Raw genomic sequence first — 15,132 nt, forward strand, 5'->3', positions numbered from 1 at the left:
AGCATGGGTGTGGACACGGCTGCGCCACGTGTGCCGCGATCGCCCCGCGGATGGACGGTCCTCGCGACCGGCCCGGGCTCGGTGGACCTTCACGGTCGGTCACGGGCTCGAGAGGGTCCGCGGTCGGCCCGGGCTCGAGAGGGTCCGCGGTCGGCCCGGGCTCGAGAGGGTCCGGGGTCAGCCCGCGCCGGACAGGTACACCGCGCACGTCGCGACGAGCGCGACGGCGACGCCTGTCGAGGAACCGATCGCAACCGCCGCGGGCCGCCTGCGCCACGTGGACCAGGCCAGGCCGAGCACGATGCCGACCACCATGCCGCCCAGGTGCGCCTCCCAGGAGATGTTCCAGCCGGGGACGAAGCCGATGGCGAGGTTGATGACGAGCAGCACGAGCAGCTGGTTCGTCTGCTGACCCAGGCTGCGCTGGATCGCGAGGACGGCGCCGAACAGACCCATGACGGCACCGGAGAAGCCGACCACACCGGTGACCCAGCCGGCGGAGTCGGGACCGCCGGACAGAAGCAGCACCGCGGTGGACCCGCCCAGCGCGGTGAGCACCATGAGCACGGCCAGGCGCCAGCGGCCGACGACCGGTTCGAGCGCCTGGCCGGCGATCCACAGCGCGTACATGTTGAACATCAGGTGGGCCAGCCCGCCGTGCAGCACGACGGTGGTGAGCATCCGCCACGGCTCGTGCTCGGTGACCGCCGGCCAGTAGATGAGGTCGCCCTGGAGGCCCGTCGCCCGCTGCAGGAGGTAGACGACGCCGAGCACGCCCATGACCGCGAAGGTCAGGTAGGGGGATCCGGCGCGCACGCGTATCCCGACGGGCCCGGCCCCGCGGGCGGCACCGGGCCTCGGGCGGTTGTCCGGGTGCGGCGGCCCGGGCACGAGGTGCGGCGGCGGCTGCTGCCCGGGCGCGACGTACGCGCCGTAGCGGGGCGCCGGCGCGTACTCGCCGCCGCGCTGTCCGCCACTGGCCCCGGGAGGGCTCCCGCCCCCGTAGGGGTCGTGCCCGGCGGGGCTCCCGGCCCCGGCGGGTGGGTTCCCGGCGGGCCCCGGGGAGGTCCCGGAGGGTTCGCCGGTCCCGCCCGGGCCGTCCGGCACGCGCGGGTCGCGCATGTCCTCGGGCCCGGGCGGGGTGGTCACTCGACGATCTCGACGGACTCGATGACGACGGGCTCGACGGGACGGTCGGCCGCGCCGGTGGGCACCGCGCCGATCGCGTCGACGACGCCGCGCGAGGCCTCGTCGGTCACCGTGCCGAAGATCGTGTGCTTGCCCTGGAGCCAGGTGGTGGGCTGGGTGGTGATGAAGAACTGGGACCCGTTGGTCCCCTGGCCGCCGCGCTTTCCGGCGTTCGCCATCGCGAGCACGTACGGCTCGGTGAAGCCCAGCTCGGGGTGGATCTCGTCGTCGAACGTGTAGCCCGGGCCGCCGCTGCCGGTGCCCTCGGGGCAACCGCCCTGGATCATGAAGTTCGGGATGACCCGGTGGAACGTCAGGCCGTCGTAGAACGGACGGGTGACCTTCTCGCCGGTCTCGGGGTCCGAGAACTCCTTGGTGCCGCGCGCGAGCTCGACGAAGTTCTTGACCGTCTTCGGCGCGTGGTTCGGGAAGAGCCGGATCGACACGTCGCCGTGGTTGGTGTGCAGGATGGCGTCCATACCCCGATCTTCGCACGCGTGGGGCCCCCGGCACCTCCCGGTCCCGGCGGGTCGCCGTTCACCTGGTGGGACGCCCGGCCCGTGCCGTGCGCCGCCGCTCACGTGGTGGGACGGCCCCGGCCCGCGCCGTGCGCCGCCGCTCACGTGGTGGGACGCACCATGCGGGCCGGGTCCGTCCCCCGTCTCCGGCGTTCTACTGGCAGCCCACGGCCTGATACGGAACTATGGGGGGTGGGGCGGAACGGCACCCGCCGCGAACGACGAGCAGGTCGGGTCCCGACCGCACGACCGCTACGAATGGAGAAACGCACATGTCGCGCAAGAACAAGCGCACGTCCACGACGGCGGAGAACGGGCAGGCCGATGTCGGCGCGAGGCTCGCCGACCTGGGCACCGCGCTCTCCGAGCAGGCCAAGATCAAGGGCGCCCGTGCGGCCGAGCTCGCGCAGGACGGCGTCGACTGGGCGGCCCCGCGCGTCCAGAAGGCCCTCGACGACGCACGGACCACCGCGGGTCCCTCGCTCGAGCAGGCCCGGAGCAAGGCCGAGTCCGGCTACGCCACGGCCCGCGACAAGGTGAAGGACGACTACGTCCCGCGGGTCCAGAAGGCCATGCACGACGCCGCCGAGGCGGCGAGGTCGGACGCACCGCTCACCGACCGGGCGAAGGACGCGACGAAGGCGGCACGCACCTCGCTCACCGAGAAGCCCGCCAAGAAGAAGGGCGGCGCAGGCAAGGCGCTCGGCTGGGTGCTCGTGGGCACCGCCGTCGCGGGCGCCGGCTACCTCGTGTGGCGCCGCACCCAGCCGGTCGACGACCCGTGGGCGGAGGAGTACTGGGACGACACCACGGTGTCGCGCCCGGCCGACTCCTCGGGCTCGCTCGGCGACAAGGCGAACGCGGCCAAGGACAAGGCGGCCGACCTCGCGGGCAAGGCCAAGGACGCCGCGTCGTCGGCGGCCGGCACCGTGAAGGACAAGGCGGCCGACCTCGCCGACCGCAGCGGCGACGACGCCCAGGTCAGCGACGCCACGGCAGCGCCGGACGACGCGGCCGCGGCCGACGTCCCGGTCGAGGCCGCCGGCACGGGTGTCTCCCCGGAGGACACCCCGGTCTACAACGACACGGCAGACCCGCAGGCGGGCAAGCCCCAGGCCTGATCCCGGTCTCATCGCGCCACCGACGACGGGGGCCGACCGTGCGGTCGGCCCCCGTCGTCGTGCCTGCCGCGCGACCGTGGTCATGCAGCCGTCGTCGGCCGTCGGCCGTCCTCCGGTAGGACCTCGGCGCCCGGGCGGGCGAGGCCTCAGGCCGCGCGTGCCCCTGCGATGACGTCCCTGAGGTCTGCGCGCTCGAGGCGTCGCCCGAACACCGGGCCGGAGGGCTCGAGCAGATGGGCGTCGGCCGCGGCGATCGGCAGCGGGTCGAACCCCGCGCGGTCGACGACGTCCGTGACCCGCCGCACGGCATCGGCGTCGTCCCCGGCGACGGCGAAGGCCCGCCGACCAGGCGCGCCGGTCGGACGGGCGTCGGCCAGCAGGTCCGCGTAGGCCGCATGGTTGAAGGTCTTGACGATCCGAGCCCCCGGGTGCGCGGCGGCGAGCGCGGCGGTCGTGTCGACCTCGTGCGCCGTGGCCGCGTCCGTGTCGTACCAGGAGTTCGTCGCGTCCACGACCACACCGCGGAACGCCTCGACATCCAGGTCGCGCGCCGACGCCATCGGTAGCGCGAGCACGACGACGTCGGCCCGGCGCGCCACCTCCTCGAGCTCGACGAGCTCCGCCTCCGGCAGGACGCTGCCGACGACGAGCGCCACGTGCGGGGCGTCGGGCCGGTCGGTGACGAGCAGGTGATAGCCCGCGTCCGCGAGCAGCCGGCCGATCGCCGTGCCGAGCCGGCCCGCTCCGACGATGCCGATGGTCTCAGTCATGCTGCGGGAACGTCCCGCGGCCCGCGCGCTATTCCGCACGCTGTGCCGCCGGGGCCCGCCGAGCGGCACCAGGGTGCGGAATAGTCGGCGTCCGGGCCGGGTTGCGCGGGTCATGACCATCGAGCTCGGCATCGACACCTTCGGCGACGTGACCTCCCGCGAGGACGGGACGCTGCTGAGCCACGCGCAGACCGTCCGCAACGTCGTCGAGGAGGGTGTGCTCGCCGACGAGGTCGGGCTGGACGCCATCGGCATCGGTGAGCACCATCGCGATGACTTCGCCGTGTCGTCGCCCGAGATGGTGCTCGCCGCGATCGCCGCCCGCACGACGCGCATCCAGCTGGCGTCCGCCGTGACGGTGCTCAGCTCGGACGACCCGGTGCGCGTGCACGAACGGTTCGCCACCCTCGACGCGCTCAGCTCCGGACGGGCGGAGGTCGTCCTCGGTCGAGGGTCCTTCACCGAGTCCTTCCCGCTGTTCGGGTTCAGGCTCGAGGACTACGAGGCCCTGTTCGAGGAGAAGCTCGAGGTCTTCTCGCGGCTGCGGACCTCGCAGCCCGTGACCTGGCGCGGGACCCACGTCCAGAACCTCGACCAGGTCACCGTCTACCCGCCCGTGGAGAACGGGATGCTGCGGGCGTGGGTGGCGGTCGGCGGGAGCCCGCAGTCGGTGGTCCGCGCGGCGCAGCACGACCTGCCGCTCATGCTGGCGATCATCGGCGGGCCGGTCCCCCGCTTCGCGCCGTTCGCCGACCTCTACCGGCGCGCGCTCGACCAGCTCGGCCGCGGTCCGCAGCCGGTCGGCTACCACTCCTACGGGCACGTCGCCGAGACGGACGAGCAGGCCCGCGAGGAGATCTACCCGCACTACGTCGAGCAGGTCGCGCGCATCGGTCGCGAGCGGGGCTGGAGCCCGCCCTCGCGCGCGTCGTTCGAGCACGAGGCCGAGCACGGCGCGATGGCGGTCGGCTCGCCGGAGACCGTGGCCCGCAAGATCGCCGAGGGCGTGCGTGCCCTGGGTGCGGACCGGTTCGACCTCAAGGTGAGCACCGGCCGGCTGCCCCACGAGAAGATCATGGCGAGCATCGAGCTGTACGGCACGAAGGTCGCGCCCATGGTGCGCGACATGCTCGCCTGAGCCCGGACGGCGGGCCCTCGCTACTGGACGGCGGCGCCGGTCTCGGCCGGGTCGATCGGGTCCGCGCAGTAGGAGAGCGGGCCGTCACCCTGGCCGTGGAAGTGGTGCTCCTCGCCGCCGACACCCAGGATCAGCAACCGCCCCTCGACGAGTGCCTGCGTGTAGGCCTGACCCGGGGTCGGGCAGCCGATCGAGCCGTCCGACCAGGTGACCTCCTCGAACGAGATCACCTCGATGTCGGCGGGCTCGCTGTCGGTGTCGGTCGCGAGGTCCTCGATCGCGGCCTCGACGTCGGGATCCTGGGCCGAGCCGTCCGAACCTCCGGCGTCACCCGATCCGCCCGGGTCGACGCTGTCCGACGGCGTCTCGTCCGCATCGTTGTCCGTCGGTGCCTCGCCGGTCGGTGCCTCGTCACCCGGGGTCTCGTCGCTCTCGGTCTCGTCCGACGGCTGTTCTGGCGCCGGTGCCTGGGTCGTCGGCTCGTCCGTGTCCTCGCTCCCGCCGTCACTGCACGCACCGAGCGTCAGGAGCGCGGCCGCCGCCACGGCGAGCACTCTGTGGTTCGTCCTCATCGTCGATCACCTCCGGTGGGTCCCACCGTAAGCGGCAGCACCGGTCCCTGCACGGGCCGAGGTACCCACCGGCCGCTGCTGGTCCCGGGCATTGCCCGATGGCGGACCTCGCCGGTCAGTCCCGTTCGCGAGCGACCGTCAGCAGGCAGGCGGAGTCCTCGAGCGCCCGCACGCCGTGCCGGACCGGTGGGATCTCGGCCATAGCGCCGGCCGCCAGCTCAACCTCGTCCTGCCCGGCATGGAGCACCACGCGTCCGCGCAGCACGTGGAGGGTCGCCTCCCCCGGACTGTCGTGCTCCTGGAGCTCCGTGCCCTCGAGGAGGACCATGAGGTGCTGACGCAGCCGGGAGGTCCGGTCCCCGACGACGGCGGTCGACGAGCGGCGCGCCCGTGCCTCGCGGGCGAGCTCCAGCTGCTCGTCGATCAGTGCGTCGAGGTCGATGCGGTCCATCTCGTCTCCCTGGTGTCGGTGTCCCCGACGTCGGGGACCTGTGGGCGCCCCCGGCGTCGGGGAGCTGTGGTGGTGGTGGACTCCGGCGGGGTTGTCACAGACCCCTGCGTCCGGCGCCGGGCGGGGCGCTCGCCACGAGCTCGGTGTCGACGCCCAGCCTGCCGACCCACTGGGCCCCGCCGGGCGCGCCGATCGGCTCGTCGCGGCCGGGCAGCGTGTCGTCGAAGAAGCCGGCGTTCTCCACGAGAAAGGGTTGCAGGGACCGGGGCAGGTCGTCCTCGTAGTAGATGGCCATGACCGGGCAGACCGGCTCGCACGCGCCGCAGTCGATGCACTCCTCGGGGTGGATGTAGAGCATCCGGTCGCCCTCGTAGATGCAGTCCACCGGGCACTCGTCGACGCACCCGCGGTCGAGCACGTCGATGCACGGCTGGGCGATCACGTACGTCATCCGACGACCCTAGTGAGGCCGACGGATACTCTCGAGGCATGTCGACAGGCGGATCGGAACGTCCACGGATCGTCGCGTCGACGTCAGCGCTCGGCCCCGAGGTCGGTGACCCGGGGGCCACCGGGGCGCTCTGGCACCTGACGGGCGACGAGCGGGGGCTCGACGCGAACGTCGTCCAGCTGCCGCCGGGCGGTCGGATCGACCGGCACGCCGGTCCGGCGCTCGACGTGCTGTGGCACGTCGTCGCCGGTGCCGGCAGGCTGCTCACCGACGGCGACGGCGACGGCGACGGGCTCAGGATCGGGCCCGGCGACGTCGTGCACCTCCCCCGCGGCACCGAGCGTGGAGTGGTGGCCGGCGAGGGAGGCCTCCGTTACCTCACCGTCCACGACCGCAAGCCGCCGCTCGGGCTCGGCCCGACGCGGAGCTGAGGACCCGGCAGGAGCCGGGGAGGCCGGCGGCACGGCTGCGCTCGGAACAGGACGGTCTGCCTCAGGTGCACTCGCACGAGAACGGGCCGGTCCGCGAGGGGCGTACTCCCCACCGTCACCGTCTCGTGCCGGCCGCAGGCGCCCTAGCCTCGTACGCGGTACGGCGAGGCTGACGACGCCCCGCTCATCGGACGCACACCGCGTCCGGGTCGACGAGCAGCAAGGTACTTCCATGACACTCGGATCCTCGGTCGGCATCGACGCCGACATCGATCCCATCACCGGCACGGACCATGACCAGTACGTCGCGGTGACGGTCGCCGACGGCGGCCACATCGTCGGTCTCGAGCTGGACCGCAACTGGCGCGTCGACATCGGTCCTGCAGGGCTCGAGCACTCGTTCGTCGAGGCGTACGGCGCAGCGATGACGGAGCTGACCGACGTGGTGCTCGCCCGGTCGTCCCAGATGTTCGACGCTTTCGAGGAGAACCTCGCCGGCGCACGCTCGGGCACGAGCCTGACCCCGATGAGCGAGGACGAACGGCACGAGGCGCTGAGGACGCTACGGGAGTCGGCCGCGGAGAGGGCCGGCTATGCCGAACGACTCACCCAGCTGAAGACGGAGGTCCGCAGCCACACCACCACGGACGGTCGACTGACCGTGGAGACCCGGGACGGTCTGCCGCTGGCCGTCCACGTGCACGACCGCTGGGGCGAGGGGCGGGACGCCACATGGTGCGCACGGGCGCTGTACGGCCTCATCGAGACGGCCCGGGCCGCGCAGGAGGCCGAGATGCAGCACCTCGCGGCCGAGTTCCCGGCGACCCACCGCCTGCTCGAGCTCTCGCAGAACCAGGAACGGTCCGCCGACCTCGGCCGGACCACCGCCGACGACGGGAAGGACCCCTCATGAACGTCATGGTCAACACCGACGACCTCCGGAAGGACGCCAAGATCTGGCGAGGGTTCGCCGACGACCCGTTCGGCACCACCGCCTCCGAGGTCGACGGATTCACGATCCCGGACTCGGCCTTCACGGAGATCGGCGTCCGTGCCGGCGTGCCGGCCGCCTACGAGACGCTGCGACAGCGCGTCAAGGACCTGACCGCCGAGGGCAAGAAGTCGTTCACGGAGATGGCCGACACGCTCGACGACGCCGCCGACATGTACGACGAGACGGACCGGGAGATGCACATCCAGTTCGAGCACGTCGACGTCGACGTGTGACGGCCGACGACCACCGACGACGATCTGCGAGAGGACCAGGACACATATGACAACAGCAGCTGAGGTCAGGGCAGCCTGGACGAGTGCGAGCGAGACGCTCAGGGAGGCCCGCGACCGCTGCCAGCCGACCATCGACTCGTGCCCCTTCGAGTACCGCCCGTACCCGGAGCGGCCAATCGCACCGACGAAGGAACAGATCGAAGAGCTCTTCCGGAAGATCGAGGAGCTCATGGAGATGCTCGGCGATCCTGACGCGATCCGCGACCTTGCCACCGACTGGCAGCAGTGGGGCACAGACATGGGGACGAACTCGGACGTCCTCGAGGCCGACTCGCTTCCGACCACACTGTCCTGGGGAGAGGGCGGGATCCCCTACCGTGCCGCGACCGAGACCAATCGGAACGCTGTCGGGACCACGCTCAAGGACACCGGCCACAAGATCCAGGAGGTCCTCGACGCGATCGCGGAGGACATCGACGACCTCCACCTGCAGATTCTCACCCTCGTCATCTCGCTCGGACTGACCGCCGGTGGCGTGGTCGTTGCCCTCATCGGCGTGGCGGGCGCCATCGTCGGAGTCGTCGCGGCGGCCCCGACCGGTGGACTGAGCCTGGCCGCCTCGATCATCGGGCTCGTGGCTGCGCTCGGCGGATTCGTCATGTCCGCGGCGGGCATCCTCAGTGCGGTTCCCACCGCGATCGAGATCGTCCGGACGGCGGAGTCCCTCGGCGCAGGTGCCAAGCAGGATCTTGAGGACGTCGACACGCACACCATCACCCCGTCCGAGCCCCTCAAGAACGGTGAGTGGCCGCAGGTGATCGGGACCGACGGATACCAGTAGCCTCCGCGCGCCCGGGACGCGCTCCTACGGTGTCGGCTCCCCCGGCACGTTGAGCGCCCACATCACGCCGAACCGGTCGAACATCTGCCCGTAGTGGTCGCCCCACGGGGCGAGCTCGAAGGGCATCTGGACCTCCCCGCCGGCCTCGAGCATCGCCGCACCCACGCGCTGCGCCTCCTCGACCGTGGCGAACGTCAGGAGGAACGAGTAGGCGGAGCCCCGGATCGGGTACTCGTCGTCGTCGACGGCGTCCGAGCCCGCCAGGACGCCCGCGTCCGTGGTGAGGACGGCGTGCGCGACGGCGTCGGGGGGCATGTCCATGCCCGGCATCGGCATGTCCCCGTAGGTGATGATCTCGAGCTCACCGCCGAACAGGTCGCGGTAGTGCTCGAACGCCTCGCGGGTCTGTCCCCGGAACGCGATGTAGGTGGCGATGCTCGTGACCATGGGTGATCTCCGTCGATCGGGCCGCTGACGGCGGACGCCGCCGGGGGAAGTGTGGCGGCTCCGGGCCTGGGGGCGCCACCCCCTGGGCGCGTCGCTCCTCCACCCGTCGATGACACCCCTCCCGCGACGAGCAGCACCTCGCTAGCCTGGTCCTGACGGTGGGGCGCACCGGCGGCCCCGGGGAGCCGACGAGAGGGCACGACCATGGACATCCGCTCGAACGCCGCGGCGGTCCGCGGGCCCGAGGACCGCTTCACCGGCGACGTGTGGCTGACCCCCATCACCACCGGTGACACGCCGTCGAAGGTGCACTCCGCCGTCGTGCGGTTCGCGCCCGGCGCACGCACCGCGTGGCACATGCACCCGGTGGGGCAGACGATCTACATCACCGAGGGCCTGTGTCTCGTCCAGGTGGCCCAGGGCCAGGTCCAGGTGTTCCGCGAGGGCGACGTGGTCCGGTTCCACGGCGGGCTGTGGCACTGGCACGGCGCCGGCCGGCACACGTTCATGAGCCACATCGCCGTCACCGACGGACCCGAGGAGGGGGCGGAGACCATGTGGGGCGCGCTCGTGGCCGACACGGACTACAACCAGCACTGAGCCGGGTCAGTCGCGTCGGACCAGCGCCCGGACGGTGACCGCCAGCCCGACCACGCACCACACGAGCAGCACCAGGAGGTCGCGGCCGCTCGCGTCGTAGGACTCGGAGAGCAGGCCGGCCCGGACGAGGTCCCCGGCCGGCTGGACCGGGAGCACGGCGTGCACGTCCTGGAACCACCCGGGCAGGCGCTCCGCGGGGAACGTGATCGGTGAGAAGAGCAGGACGAAGAACACGAGCACCTGGCTGATCACCTGGGCGAGCATCGGTGGGAGCACCACGGCGACCGCGTATCCCACGGCCGTCGCCGTCAGCGCGGTGAGCATCGAGGCCAGGACCAGCACGGGCCAGGCGATCGAGTAGTCGAGGTCGAAGCGCAGCTGCGCGACGACGACGGCGACGGCGACGCCCGGCAGCGCCACGAGCAGCCACACGACCAGGTCGGCCAGGAGGACGAGCACGCGTGGCACCGGCAGCGCCCGCTGGTAGGTGAATGTGCCGTTCGACTTCGCCTGCGCCACGCCCTGCGGCACGATGACGAGCCCGACGGTCAGCAGCAGGACGGTCGGTGCCCCGGTCGAGAGGAACGCCGCGGCACCGCCGTCGACGTCGGGGATCAGCAGACCGAACCCGATGATGATGCCGGCCGCGAGGAGCGCCTGGACGACGACGATGAGCGGCAGCATCGGCCCCATCTGTGCCAAGGTCCAGCGCAGCAGGGTGGTGAGGACGGTCCAGCTGCCGGTGCGCGGCGGGATCTCGGCAGGCCTGCCGGCGGGACGCTCGGTGAGGGCGGTGTCAGACATGGTGGTCCTCCGTGGTGGTCGCGGCGTCGGACGTGAGGGCGAGGTAGGCGTCCTCGAGCGTGACCGGTGCGAGCGAGTAGCCGTCGATCCGGTCCTCGTCGCGCAGCCCGGTCGCCCAGGCCACCGCACGCTCGGCGTCGCTCGCCCGGATCGTCAGCAGGAGCCGACGTCCGACGAGGACCCGCCGCGTGTAGGGGATCGCGGGAGCGGATCCTGTCGGGTCCGCACCGCCCGGGACGAGCGCGAGCTCGAGACGCAGGCTGGAGTCCTCGCTCCCGCGGATCCGTGCCGGCGTCCCGCTCCCGACCACGCGCCCGCGGTCGAGCACGACGAGCTCGTCGACCACCCGCTCGGCCTCGACCACGTTGTGGGTGACGAGCAGGACGCCGACCCCCTGGTCGCCGAACCGCCGGACCGTCTCCCAGAGACGTCGACGGCGGGAGGCGTCGACGTCGTTGGTGGGCTCGTCGAGGATGAGCAGCGGGACCGGCGCGACGGCGGCCATCGCGAAGGCCGTCAGTCGACGCACGCCTCCGGACAGCCCGGTGCCGTCGGTCGCGGTGCGCCGGGTGTACCACTCGTGGAGGTCGAGCTCGTCGGCGAGGGCGTCGGCCGCGGCCCGCGCCTCCCGCGGCGCCATCCCCCGCAGGCGTCCGGCGATCTCGATGGCGGAGCGCGGGCTCAGGCCGTCGAGCGGCGCCTGACCCTGGCCCTGGAGCGCGACGGCGCGGCGGGCCGTCGCGGGTTGCGCGACGGCGTCGACGCCCGCCACGCGGATCGTTCCTGCGTCGGGCCGCAGGAGCCCGACCACCTGGGAGACGAGGGTCGTCTTGCCCGCACCGTTGTGGCCGAGGAGGCCGACGACCTCGCCGGGACGGACGCGCAGGCTGACGGCGTCGTTCGCCACCACCTTCCCGAATCGCCTCGTGAGGTTGTCGAGCTCGAGCACGGCGTCGCTCATGGCTTCCTCCATGGGTCGAACACATTCACATACCGTCAGTATTGCGATACTTACGGTATCTACGTACCGTCGGTACGTCAATTAGGTTGGGCGCATGACGAGCGAGGAAGCGGCGGGCTCCGCGGGACGCAGGACGCGCGCGGCGCAGCAGGAGGCCACGCGGCACAACCTGGTCCTCTCGGCGCTCGCGAACTTCACCGAGGACGGTTACCACGGGGCGAGCCTGGACAAGATCGCCGCCGACGCCGGCTACTCCAAGGGCGCGGTCTACTCGAACTTCGCCGGCAAGGCCGAGCTGTTCCTCGCGGTCATGGACCACAACATCGCCTTCGCCGACGAGGCCGCGTGGGACCCGCTCGAGCACCCCGGCCGGCACGGCCTCGAGGACCCGCCCTCTCCCGCGGACCCGGCAGGCCGGCGCCGACCGGACGAGCCGGCGGCGGCCGAGGCGGTGCGGGCGTTCGGGCTGGCCACCCTGGAGTTCATCGGCGCGACGGCCCGCGACCCCGCGATGCGAGGGGCCATCTCCGAGCGGCTGGACCTCATGGTGACCATCTTCGATCGGTACGTCGCCGACCGGCGCCCGCCGCAGGAGGAGCTCACCACCGAGGAGGTCGCCACGCTGCTCACGGCGCTCGACCAGGGCGCGGCGGTCCTCGATCTCGGTGGTATCAGCATCGATCCCGCGGTCCTGCGCGAGGGACTGTCCCGGCTGATGGATCCGTGGGGATCGGGGACCTCCGACGGAACCGCCCGCGTGCAGCCGCCGCGCTCGCACGACGTCGCCGTCGTCAGCCGCCTCATCGCCGAGGTGCGGGAGGCCGAGGAGCGGCAGCGTGCGCACCGGGAAGGGGACGACGACCCGGGAGGCTCGGGCCGGGACGACGCGTGAGAGCGCCGGCCGACACCGGCCGGAGCCGCCCGGGTCGGCACCGGGCGGTAGCGTGCGCGCCATGACGACACGCGTCGCCCGGGACCGAGCTCGCCGGATCCGGTTCGACGCCCACCTGCTGGGGGGCTCCACGCTGAGCCCCACCGAGGTCGTCGACCGGGCCGTCGCCCTGCAGGGTCAGGACCTGCCCGCCGTGCTCCGGGCGATCGCGATCCGGTCCCGTCCGGGCACCACGCTCGACGACGTGCGGGCCGCGTTCGACGCGGGTGCGATCGTCCGCTCCTGGCCCATGCGCGGGACGCTCTTCGCGACGACGCCGGAGCACCTGGCCACCCTCCTGTCGCTCACGGCCGAACGGATCCAGCGGGCGGACGGTCCCCGCCGGGAGGCGCTCGGCCTCGACGCGCACGTGATGAGCGCGGCGCGGGAGGTCCTCCTCGACGCCCTGGCGGAACGTCCGCACACCCGCGCGGAGGTCCTCGAGATGTGGAACGCCGCGGGGATCGCCACCGAGTCGGGACGCGGGTACCACCTCATCGCCCACCTCGCGATCGACGGACACGCGCACTGGGGCGCGTTCACGGACGACGGTGCGGAGCAGCTGTTCACGCACTCCTCCACCGCTCCCTCCACCGGGAGTGCGGTCACGTCTTCGTCCGCGCTCGACGGGCCCGCCGACCGCGCCGATCCCGACCGAACGCTCGCCCGGATCCTGCGCGGCTACGTGGCGGCCCGCGGACCCGTCACCGCGGCCGACCTCGCCTGGTGGACGAAGCTCCCCAAGACCCACGTCCTGCGGGCAGCCACGCTGGTGGACGATCTCGTCGAGGTCGACGTCGCGGGCGCGACGGCCTGGGTCCTGGCCGAGATGCTCGACGGCGACCGCGACGGCGACGCTCGGACCGCCCGGCCGACGGGCCCCACCGGAGACGTCACGCTCGTCCCCGCGTTCGACGAGTGGCTGCTGGGATACCAGGACCGCTCGCTCGTCGCGAGCCCGGCCATGCTCGACGCCGTGGTCCCCGGCCGCAACGGGGTCTTCCGACCCACGATCCTCGTCGACGGCGTGGTCGTGGGCACGTGGCGGATCCCTGCGTCGCGCGGGTCGCGCCCCGCCGCGCCGGTCGTGGAGCTGGTCGAGCGCGTCCCGGCGCGCACGAGGAAGTCCGTCGACGCTGCGCTCTCCGCCTGGCCCCACCGGTAACCGCAGCGCCCGTCACGACCGGACGTGGGCGGAACGGTCGTGCACACCACCGCGGTCAGGCCCCCGGCGCGCGCAGCACGAGGACGACGGTCTGCTCGTCGTCGGACCATGGATCGTCGTCCGCGTCGTCCGCGTCGTCGGGCGCGAGCCCGGCGCAGGGAGCACGCTCGGGGAGCAGGCCGTGCGAGCGGCCGTGCTCGGCGGCCGGTTCTTCCTGGTCGCGGTGGAGCTCGACGAGAAGCACGCCGCCGGGGCCGAGCCACTGCGCGGCCTGCGTGACGAGTGCTCGCACGTGGTCGAGGCCGTCGGGGCCACCCAGCAGCGCCGCGTGCGGCTCGTGGTCGCGCGCCTCGTGCGGAAGGAGGTCGATCGCGTCGTCGGGGACGTAGGGCGGGACCGCGGCGACGACATCGACCCGGCCGCGCAGAGTCGCCGGGAGGCCCTGCAGGACGTCACCGCGTTGGATACCGGCGTCGGGTCCGAGGTTGGTCCGGGCGTGCTCGAGCGCGACGGGCGAAGAGTCCACGGCATGGATCTCTGCGGACGGCAGAGCCTCCCGTACGGCGCTGGCCACCGGTGCCACCCCGGAGAAGGCCTCGACGATCACGGGTGGACGGGCACAGGCCCGGGTGGACAGGACCTCTCGGGCAGCGTGCAGGGCTGCCGCGACGAGGCGGCGCGTGCGGCGGCGGGGGACGAAGACACCAGGGCCGACCGAGAGTCGCAGACCGCCGAACCGCACGTGGCCGACCACGTGCTCGAGCGGTTCACCGACGAGGCGTCGGGCCAGCATGCGATCGAGCTCTGCCGGGTGCTCCGCGCTGCCCCGCAGGATCTCGGCCTCCTCCTCGGCGAACACGGAGCCGGCGGTGCGCAGCGCGTCGACGACGGCGTCCCTCTCGCCCCGCAGCGCGGTCATCGGTGCATGGTGTCATCCCCGAGGGACAGGCTGGTGAGCGGACCGTCCGGTCACCGGCTGCTCTGCCGGCGGGACGTGGTGGAGCCACGGGGACTCGAACCCCGAACCCCCTGCTTGCAAAGCAGGTGCGCTACCAGTTGCGCCATGGCCCCTCGTGGCCGGTGGAACCGGCCGGCCGACTCGTCGTCGGGCCGTGCGACGAGACTACTCGTCGCGGATGCCGCCGGTCGGAACCGGCGGATGGTGCTCGGTCAGCCCTCGGTCGCCCCGGACTGCGGGTTGGGGCCGGGGCCCTCGGCGGGGTGGGGGTCGTCCGTGACCTCGGCCCAGATGGCCCGCTCCTCGCGGTCCTGCTGCACCTTGATCCAGACGGCGTACCCGGCCACCGCGGCCGCAAGAACGATCAGAACCTTCTTCATGGACGTCCTCCGGTGCCTCGAGCGTGGGTGGGACAGTGGGCCTGAATGGACTCGAACCATCGACCTCTTCCTTATCAGGGAAGCGCTCTAACCGACTGAGCTACAGGCCCGTGCCCGGCTGAGCGGGCTCGACACGCACGGCGCGCCGACGTGCGAGTTTAGCCCACTCCCCGGCCGC

At 72.7% G+C, this 15,132-nt stretch carries 20 protein-coding genes and 2 tRNA genes; 9 read left to right on the forward strand and 13 right to left on the reverse strand.

Annotated elements, in window-relative coordinates; all coding sequences use genetic code 11:
• Nucleotides 1-177: 177 nt before the first annotated feature.
• Together ACPYO4_RS00425 and ACPYO4_RS00430 are read right to left on the reverse strand one after the other, a co-directional pair.
• A complete protein-coding gene (locus tag ACPYO4_RS00425; protein ID WP_425707228.1) occupies nucleotides 178-1,149 on the reverse strand; it encodes a rhomboid family intramembrane serine protease in 972 nt (323 codons plus the stop codon).
• The gene (locus ACPYO4_RS00430; RefSeq protein WP_425707229.1) at nucleotides 1,146-1,667 is read right to left on the reverse strand and encodes a peptidylprolyl isomerase; all 522 of its coding nucleotides are present in this window, start codon (nucleotides 1,665-1,667) and stop codon (nucleotides 1,146-1,148) included. The genes ACPYO4_RS00425 and ACPYO4_RS00430 overlap by 4 nt, the downstream gene beginning before the upstream one ends.
• Nucleotides 1,668-1,978: 311 nt before the next feature.
• Here ACPYO4_RS00430 and ACPYO4_RS00435 point away from each other — a divergent pair, with 311 nt between their 5' ends.
• Nucleotides 1,979-2,827 carry a hypothetical protein gene (locus tag ACPYO4_RS00435; protein WP_425707230.1) on the forward strand — a complete coding sequence of 283 codons (849 nt, stop codon included), beginning with the start codon at nucleotides 1,979-1,981 and terminating at the stop codon, nucleotides 2,825-2,827.
• Nucleotides 2,828-2,973: 146 nt separating this feature from the next.
• Here the strand turns inward: ACPYO4_RS00435 and ACPYO4_RS00440 are convergent, their stop codons facing one another.
• Nucleotides 2,974-3,597, reverse strand: coding sequence for an NADPH-dependent F420 reductase (locus ACPYO4_RS00440; protein WP_425707231.1), 624 nt, complete (start codon nucleotides 3,595-3,597; stop codon nucleotides 2,974-2,976).
• Nucleotides 3,598-3,709: 112 nt separating this feature from the next.
• Between ACPYO4_RS00440 and ACPYO4_RS00445 the strand changes: the two genes are divergently transcribed.
• Complete coding sequence (locus ACPYO4_RS00445; RefSeq protein ID WP_425707232.1) at nucleotides 3,710-4,735, forward strand: LLM class flavin-dependent oxidoreductase; 1,026 nt, start codon at nucleotides 3,710-3,712, stop codon at nucleotides 4,733-4,735.
• A 20-nt stretch (nucleotides 4,736-4,755) separates the two neighbouring features.
• Here the strand turns inward: ACPYO4_RS00445 and ACPYO4_RS00450 are convergent, their stop codons facing one another.
• The 3 genes from ACPYO4_RS00450 to fdxA form a co-directional block, all read right to left on the reverse strand.
• Entirely contained in the window at nucleotides 4,756-5,307 is a 552-nt protein-coding gene (locus ACPYO4_RS00450; protein WP_425707233.1) for a hypothetical protein, read from the reverse strand.
• 115 nt (nucleotides 5,308-5,422) lie between these two features.
• A complete protein-coding gene (locus ACPYO4_RS00455) occupies nucleotides 5,423-5,758 on the reverse strand; it encodes a cupin domain-containing protein (RefSeq protein ID WP_425707234.1) in 336 nt (111 codons plus the stop codon).
• 94 nt (nucleotides 5,759-5,852) lie between these two features.
• Nucleotides 5,853-6,209 carry a ferredoxin gene (fdxA, locus tag ACPYO4_RS00460; protein WP_425707235.1) on the reverse strand — a complete coding sequence of 119 codons (357 nt, stop codon included), beginning with the start codon at nucleotides 6,207-6,209 and terminating at the stop codon, nucleotides 5,853-5,855.
• A gap of 38 nt (nucleotides 6,210-6,247) precedes the next feature.
• Between fdxA and ACPYO4_RS00465 the strand changes: the two genes are divergently transcribed.
• From ACPYO4_RS00465 to ACPYO4_RS00480, 4 genes are all read left to right on the forward strand, one after another.
• Nucleotides 6,248-6,640 (forward strand): cupin domain-containing protein, encoded by a 393-nt coding sequence (locus ACPYO4_RS00465; RefSeq protein ID WP_425707236.1) that lies wholly within the window; start codon nucleotides 6,248-6,250, stop codon nucleotides 6,638-6,640.
• Between the two features lie 232 nt (nucleotides 6,641-6,872).
• Entirely contained in the window at nucleotides 6,873-7,553 is a 681-nt protein-coding gene (locus ACPYO4_RS00470; RefSeq protein WP_425707237.1) for a hypothetical protein, read from the forward strand.
• On the forward strand, nucleotides 7,550-7,867 hold the full coding sequence (locus tag ACPYO4_RS00475; RefSeq protein WP_425707238.1) for a hypothetical protein: 318 nt from the start codon (nucleotides 7,550-7,552) through the stop codon (nucleotides 7,865-7,867). Before ACPYO4_RS00470 ends, ACPYO4_RS00475 begins: the two co-directional genes overlap by 4 nt.
• Before the next feature lie 46 nt (nucleotides 7,868-7,913).
• Nucleotides 7,914-8,708: a hypothetical protein gene (locus ACPYO4_RS00480; RefSeq protein WP_425707239.1), complete on the forward strand. Its 795-nt coding sequence runs from the start codon at nucleotides 7,914-7,916 to the stop codon at nucleotides 8,706-8,708.
• A gap of 24 nt (nucleotides 8,709-8,732) precedes the next feature.
• On the opposite strand, the gene ACPYO4_RS00485 is transcribed toward ACPYO4_RS00480, so the two are convergent.
• Entirely contained in the window at nucleotides 8,733-9,155 is a 423-nt protein-coding gene (locus tag ACPYO4_RS00485) for a VOC family protein (RefSeq protein ID WP_425707240.1), read from the reverse strand.
• Between the two features lie 204 nt (nucleotides 9,156-9,359).
• Here ACPYO4_RS00485 and ACPYO4_RS00490 point away from each other — a divergent pair, with 204 nt between their 5' ends.
• On the forward strand, nucleotides 9,360-9,755 hold the full coding sequence (locus tag ACPYO4_RS00490) for a (R)-mandelonitrile lyase (protein WP_425707241.1): 396 nt from the start codon (nucleotides 9,360-9,362) through the stop codon (nucleotides 9,753-9,755).
• 6 nt (nucleotides 9,756-9,761) lie between these two features.
• On the opposite strand, the gene ACPYO4_RS00495 is transcribed toward ACPYO4_RS00490, so the two are convergent.
• Nucleotides 9,762-10,559, reverse strand: coding sequence for an ABC transporter permease (locus ACPYO4_RS00495; protein WP_425707242.1), 798 nt, complete (start codon nucleotides 10,557-10,559; stop codon nucleotides 9,762-9,764).
• Nucleotides 10,552-11,520, reverse strand: coding sequence for an ABC transporter ATP-binding protein (locus ACPYO4_RS00500; protein ID WP_425707243.1), 969 nt, complete (start codon nucleotides 11,518-11,520; stop codon nucleotides 10,552-10,554). The genes ACPYO4_RS00495 and ACPYO4_RS00500 overlap by 8 nt, the downstream gene beginning before the upstream one ends.
• 94 nt (nucleotides 11,521-11,614) lie before the next feature.
• Here ACPYO4_RS00500 and ACPYO4_RS00505 point away from each other — a divergent pair, with 94 nt between their 5' ends.
• Nucleotides 11,615-12,412 carry a TetR/AcrR family transcriptional regulator gene (locus ACPYO4_RS00505; protein WP_425707244.1) on the forward strand — a complete coding sequence of 266 codons (798 nt, stop codon included), beginning with the start codon at nucleotides 11,615-11,617 and terminating at the stop codon, nucleotides 12,410-12,412.
• 61 nt (nucleotides 12,413-12,473) lie between these two features.
• Nucleotides 12,474-13,616, forward strand: a complete 1,143-nt coding sequence (locus tag ACPYO4_RS00510) for a winged helix DNA-binding domain-containing protein (RefSeq protein WP_425707245.1) — start codon at nucleotides 12,474-12,476, stop codon at nucleotides 13,614-13,616.
• Nucleotides 13,617-13,671: 55 nt separating this feature from the next.
• Here ACPYO4_RS00510 and ACPYO4_RS00515 read toward each other — a convergent pair whose 3' ends face one another.
• The 4 genes from ACPYO4_RS00515 to ACPYO4_RS00530 all read right to left on the reverse strand — a co-directional run bounded on the left by ACPYO4_RS00515 (nucleotide 13,672) and on the right by ACPYO4_RS00530 (nucleotide 15,064).
• The gene (locus ACPYO4_RS00515; protein WP_425707246.1) at nucleotides 13,672-14,535 is read right to left on the reverse strand and encodes an SAM-dependent methyltransferase; all 864 of its coding nucleotides are present in this window, start codon (nucleotides 14,533-14,535) and stop codon (nucleotides 13,672-13,674) included.
• Nucleotides 14,536-14,611: 76 nt separating this feature from the next.
• A tRNA-Ala gene (locus ACPYO4_RS00520) sits at nucleotides 14,612-14,687 on the reverse strand.
• 99 nt (nucleotides 14,688-14,786) lie between these two features.
• Nucleotides 14,787-14,954, reverse strand: a complete 168-nt coding sequence (locus ACPYO4_RS00525) for a DLW-39 family protein (protein ID WP_425707247.1) — start codon at nucleotides 14,952-14,954, stop codon at nucleotides 14,787-14,789.
• 36 nt (nucleotides 14,955-14,990) lie between these two features.
• Nucleotides 14,991-15,064 (reverse strand) — tRNA-Ile (locus tag ACPYO4_RS00530).
• Between the last annotated feature and the right edge of the window lie 68 nt (nucleotides 15,065-15,132).

This window comes from Georgenia sp. Z1491 (assembly GCF_049856175.1).
Lineage (GTDB): Bacteria > Actinomycetota > Actinomycetes > Actinomycetales > Actinomycetaceae > JB111.

Excerpts from the sequence above, each read along its gene's own strand:
- ACPYO4_RS00510 (WP_425707245.1), top strand. The coding sequence starts at position 12,474 with ATGACGACACGCGTCGCCCGGGACCGAGCTCGCCGGATCCGGTTCGAC.
- ACPYO4_RS00505 (WP_425707244.1), top strand. The coding sequence starts at position 11,615 with ATGACGAGCGAGGAAGCGGCGGGCTCCGCGGGACGCAGGACGCGCGCG.
- ACPYO4_RS00500 (WP_425707243.1), bottom strand. The coding sequence starts at position 11,520 with ATGAGCGACGCCGTGCTCGAGCTCGACAACCTCACGAGGCGATTCGGG.
- ACPYO4_RS00490 (WP_425707241.1), top strand. The coding sequence starts at position 9,360 with ATGGACATCCGCTCGAACGCCGCGGCGGTCCGCGGGCCCGAGGACCGC.
- ACPYO4_RS00475 (WP_425707238.1), top strand. The coding sequence starts at position 7,550 with ATGAACGTCATGGTCAACACCGACGACCTCCGGAAGGACGCCAAGATC.
- ACPYO4_RS00440 (WP_425707231.1), bottom strand. The coding sequence starts at position 3,597 with ATGACTGAGACCATCGGCATCGTCGGAGCGGGCCGGCTCGGCACGGCG.
- ACPYO4_RS00435 (WP_425707230.1), top strand. The coding sequence starts at position 1,979 with ATGTCGCGCAAGAACAAGCGCACGTCCACGACGGCGGAGAACGGGCAG.
- ACPYO4_RS00470 (WP_425707237.1), top strand. The coding sequence starts at position 6,873 with ATGACACTCGGATCCTCGGTCGGCATCGACGCCGACATCGATCCCATC.
- fdxA (WP_425707235.1), bottom strand. The coding sequence starts at position 6,209 with ATGACGTACGTGATCGCCCAGCCGTGCATCGACGTGCTCGACCGCGGG.
- ACPYO4_RS00430 (WP_425707229.1), bottom strand. The coding sequence starts at position 1,667 with ATGGACGCCATCCTGCACACCAACCACGGCGACGTGTCGATCCGGCTC.
- ACPYO4_RS00450 (WP_425707233.1), bottom strand. The coding sequence starts at position 5,307 with ATGAGGACGAACCACAGAGTGCTCGCCGTGGCGGCGGCCGCGCTCCTG.
- ACPYO4_RS00485 (WP_425707240.1), bottom strand. The coding sequence starts at position 9,155 with ATGGTCACGAGCATCGCCACCTACATCGCGTTCCGGGGACAGACCCGC.
- ACPYO4_RS00445 (WP_425707232.1), top strand. The coding sequence starts at position 3,710 with ATGACCATCGAGCTCGGCATCGACACCTTCGGCGACGTGACCTCCCGC.
- ACPYO4_RS00480 (WP_425707239.1), top strand. The coding sequence starts at position 7,914 with ATGACAACAGCAGCTGAGGTCAGGGCAGCCTGGACGAGTGCGAGCGAG.
- ACPYO4_RS00495 (WP_425707242.1), bottom strand. The coding sequence starts at position 10,559 with ATGTCTGACACCGCCCTCACCGAGCGTCCCGCCGGCAGGCCTGCCGAG.
- ACPYO4_RS00525 (WP_425707247.1), bottom strand. The coding sequence starts at position 14,954 with ATGAAGAAGGTTCTGATCGTTCTTGCGGCCGCGGTGGCCGGGTACGCC.
- ACPYO4_RS00455 (WP_425707234.1), bottom strand. The coding sequence starts at position 5,758 with ATGGACCGCATCGACCTCGACGCACTGATCGACGAGCAGCTGGAGCTC.
- ACPYO4_RS00465 (WP_425707236.1), top strand. The coding sequence starts at position 6,248 with ATGTCGACAGGCGGATCGGAACGTCCACGGATCGTCGCGTCGACGTCA.
- ACPYO4_RS00515 (WP_425707246.1), bottom strand. The coding sequence starts at position 14,535 with ATGACCGCGCTGCGGGGCGAGAGGGACGCCGTCGTCGACGCGCTGCGC.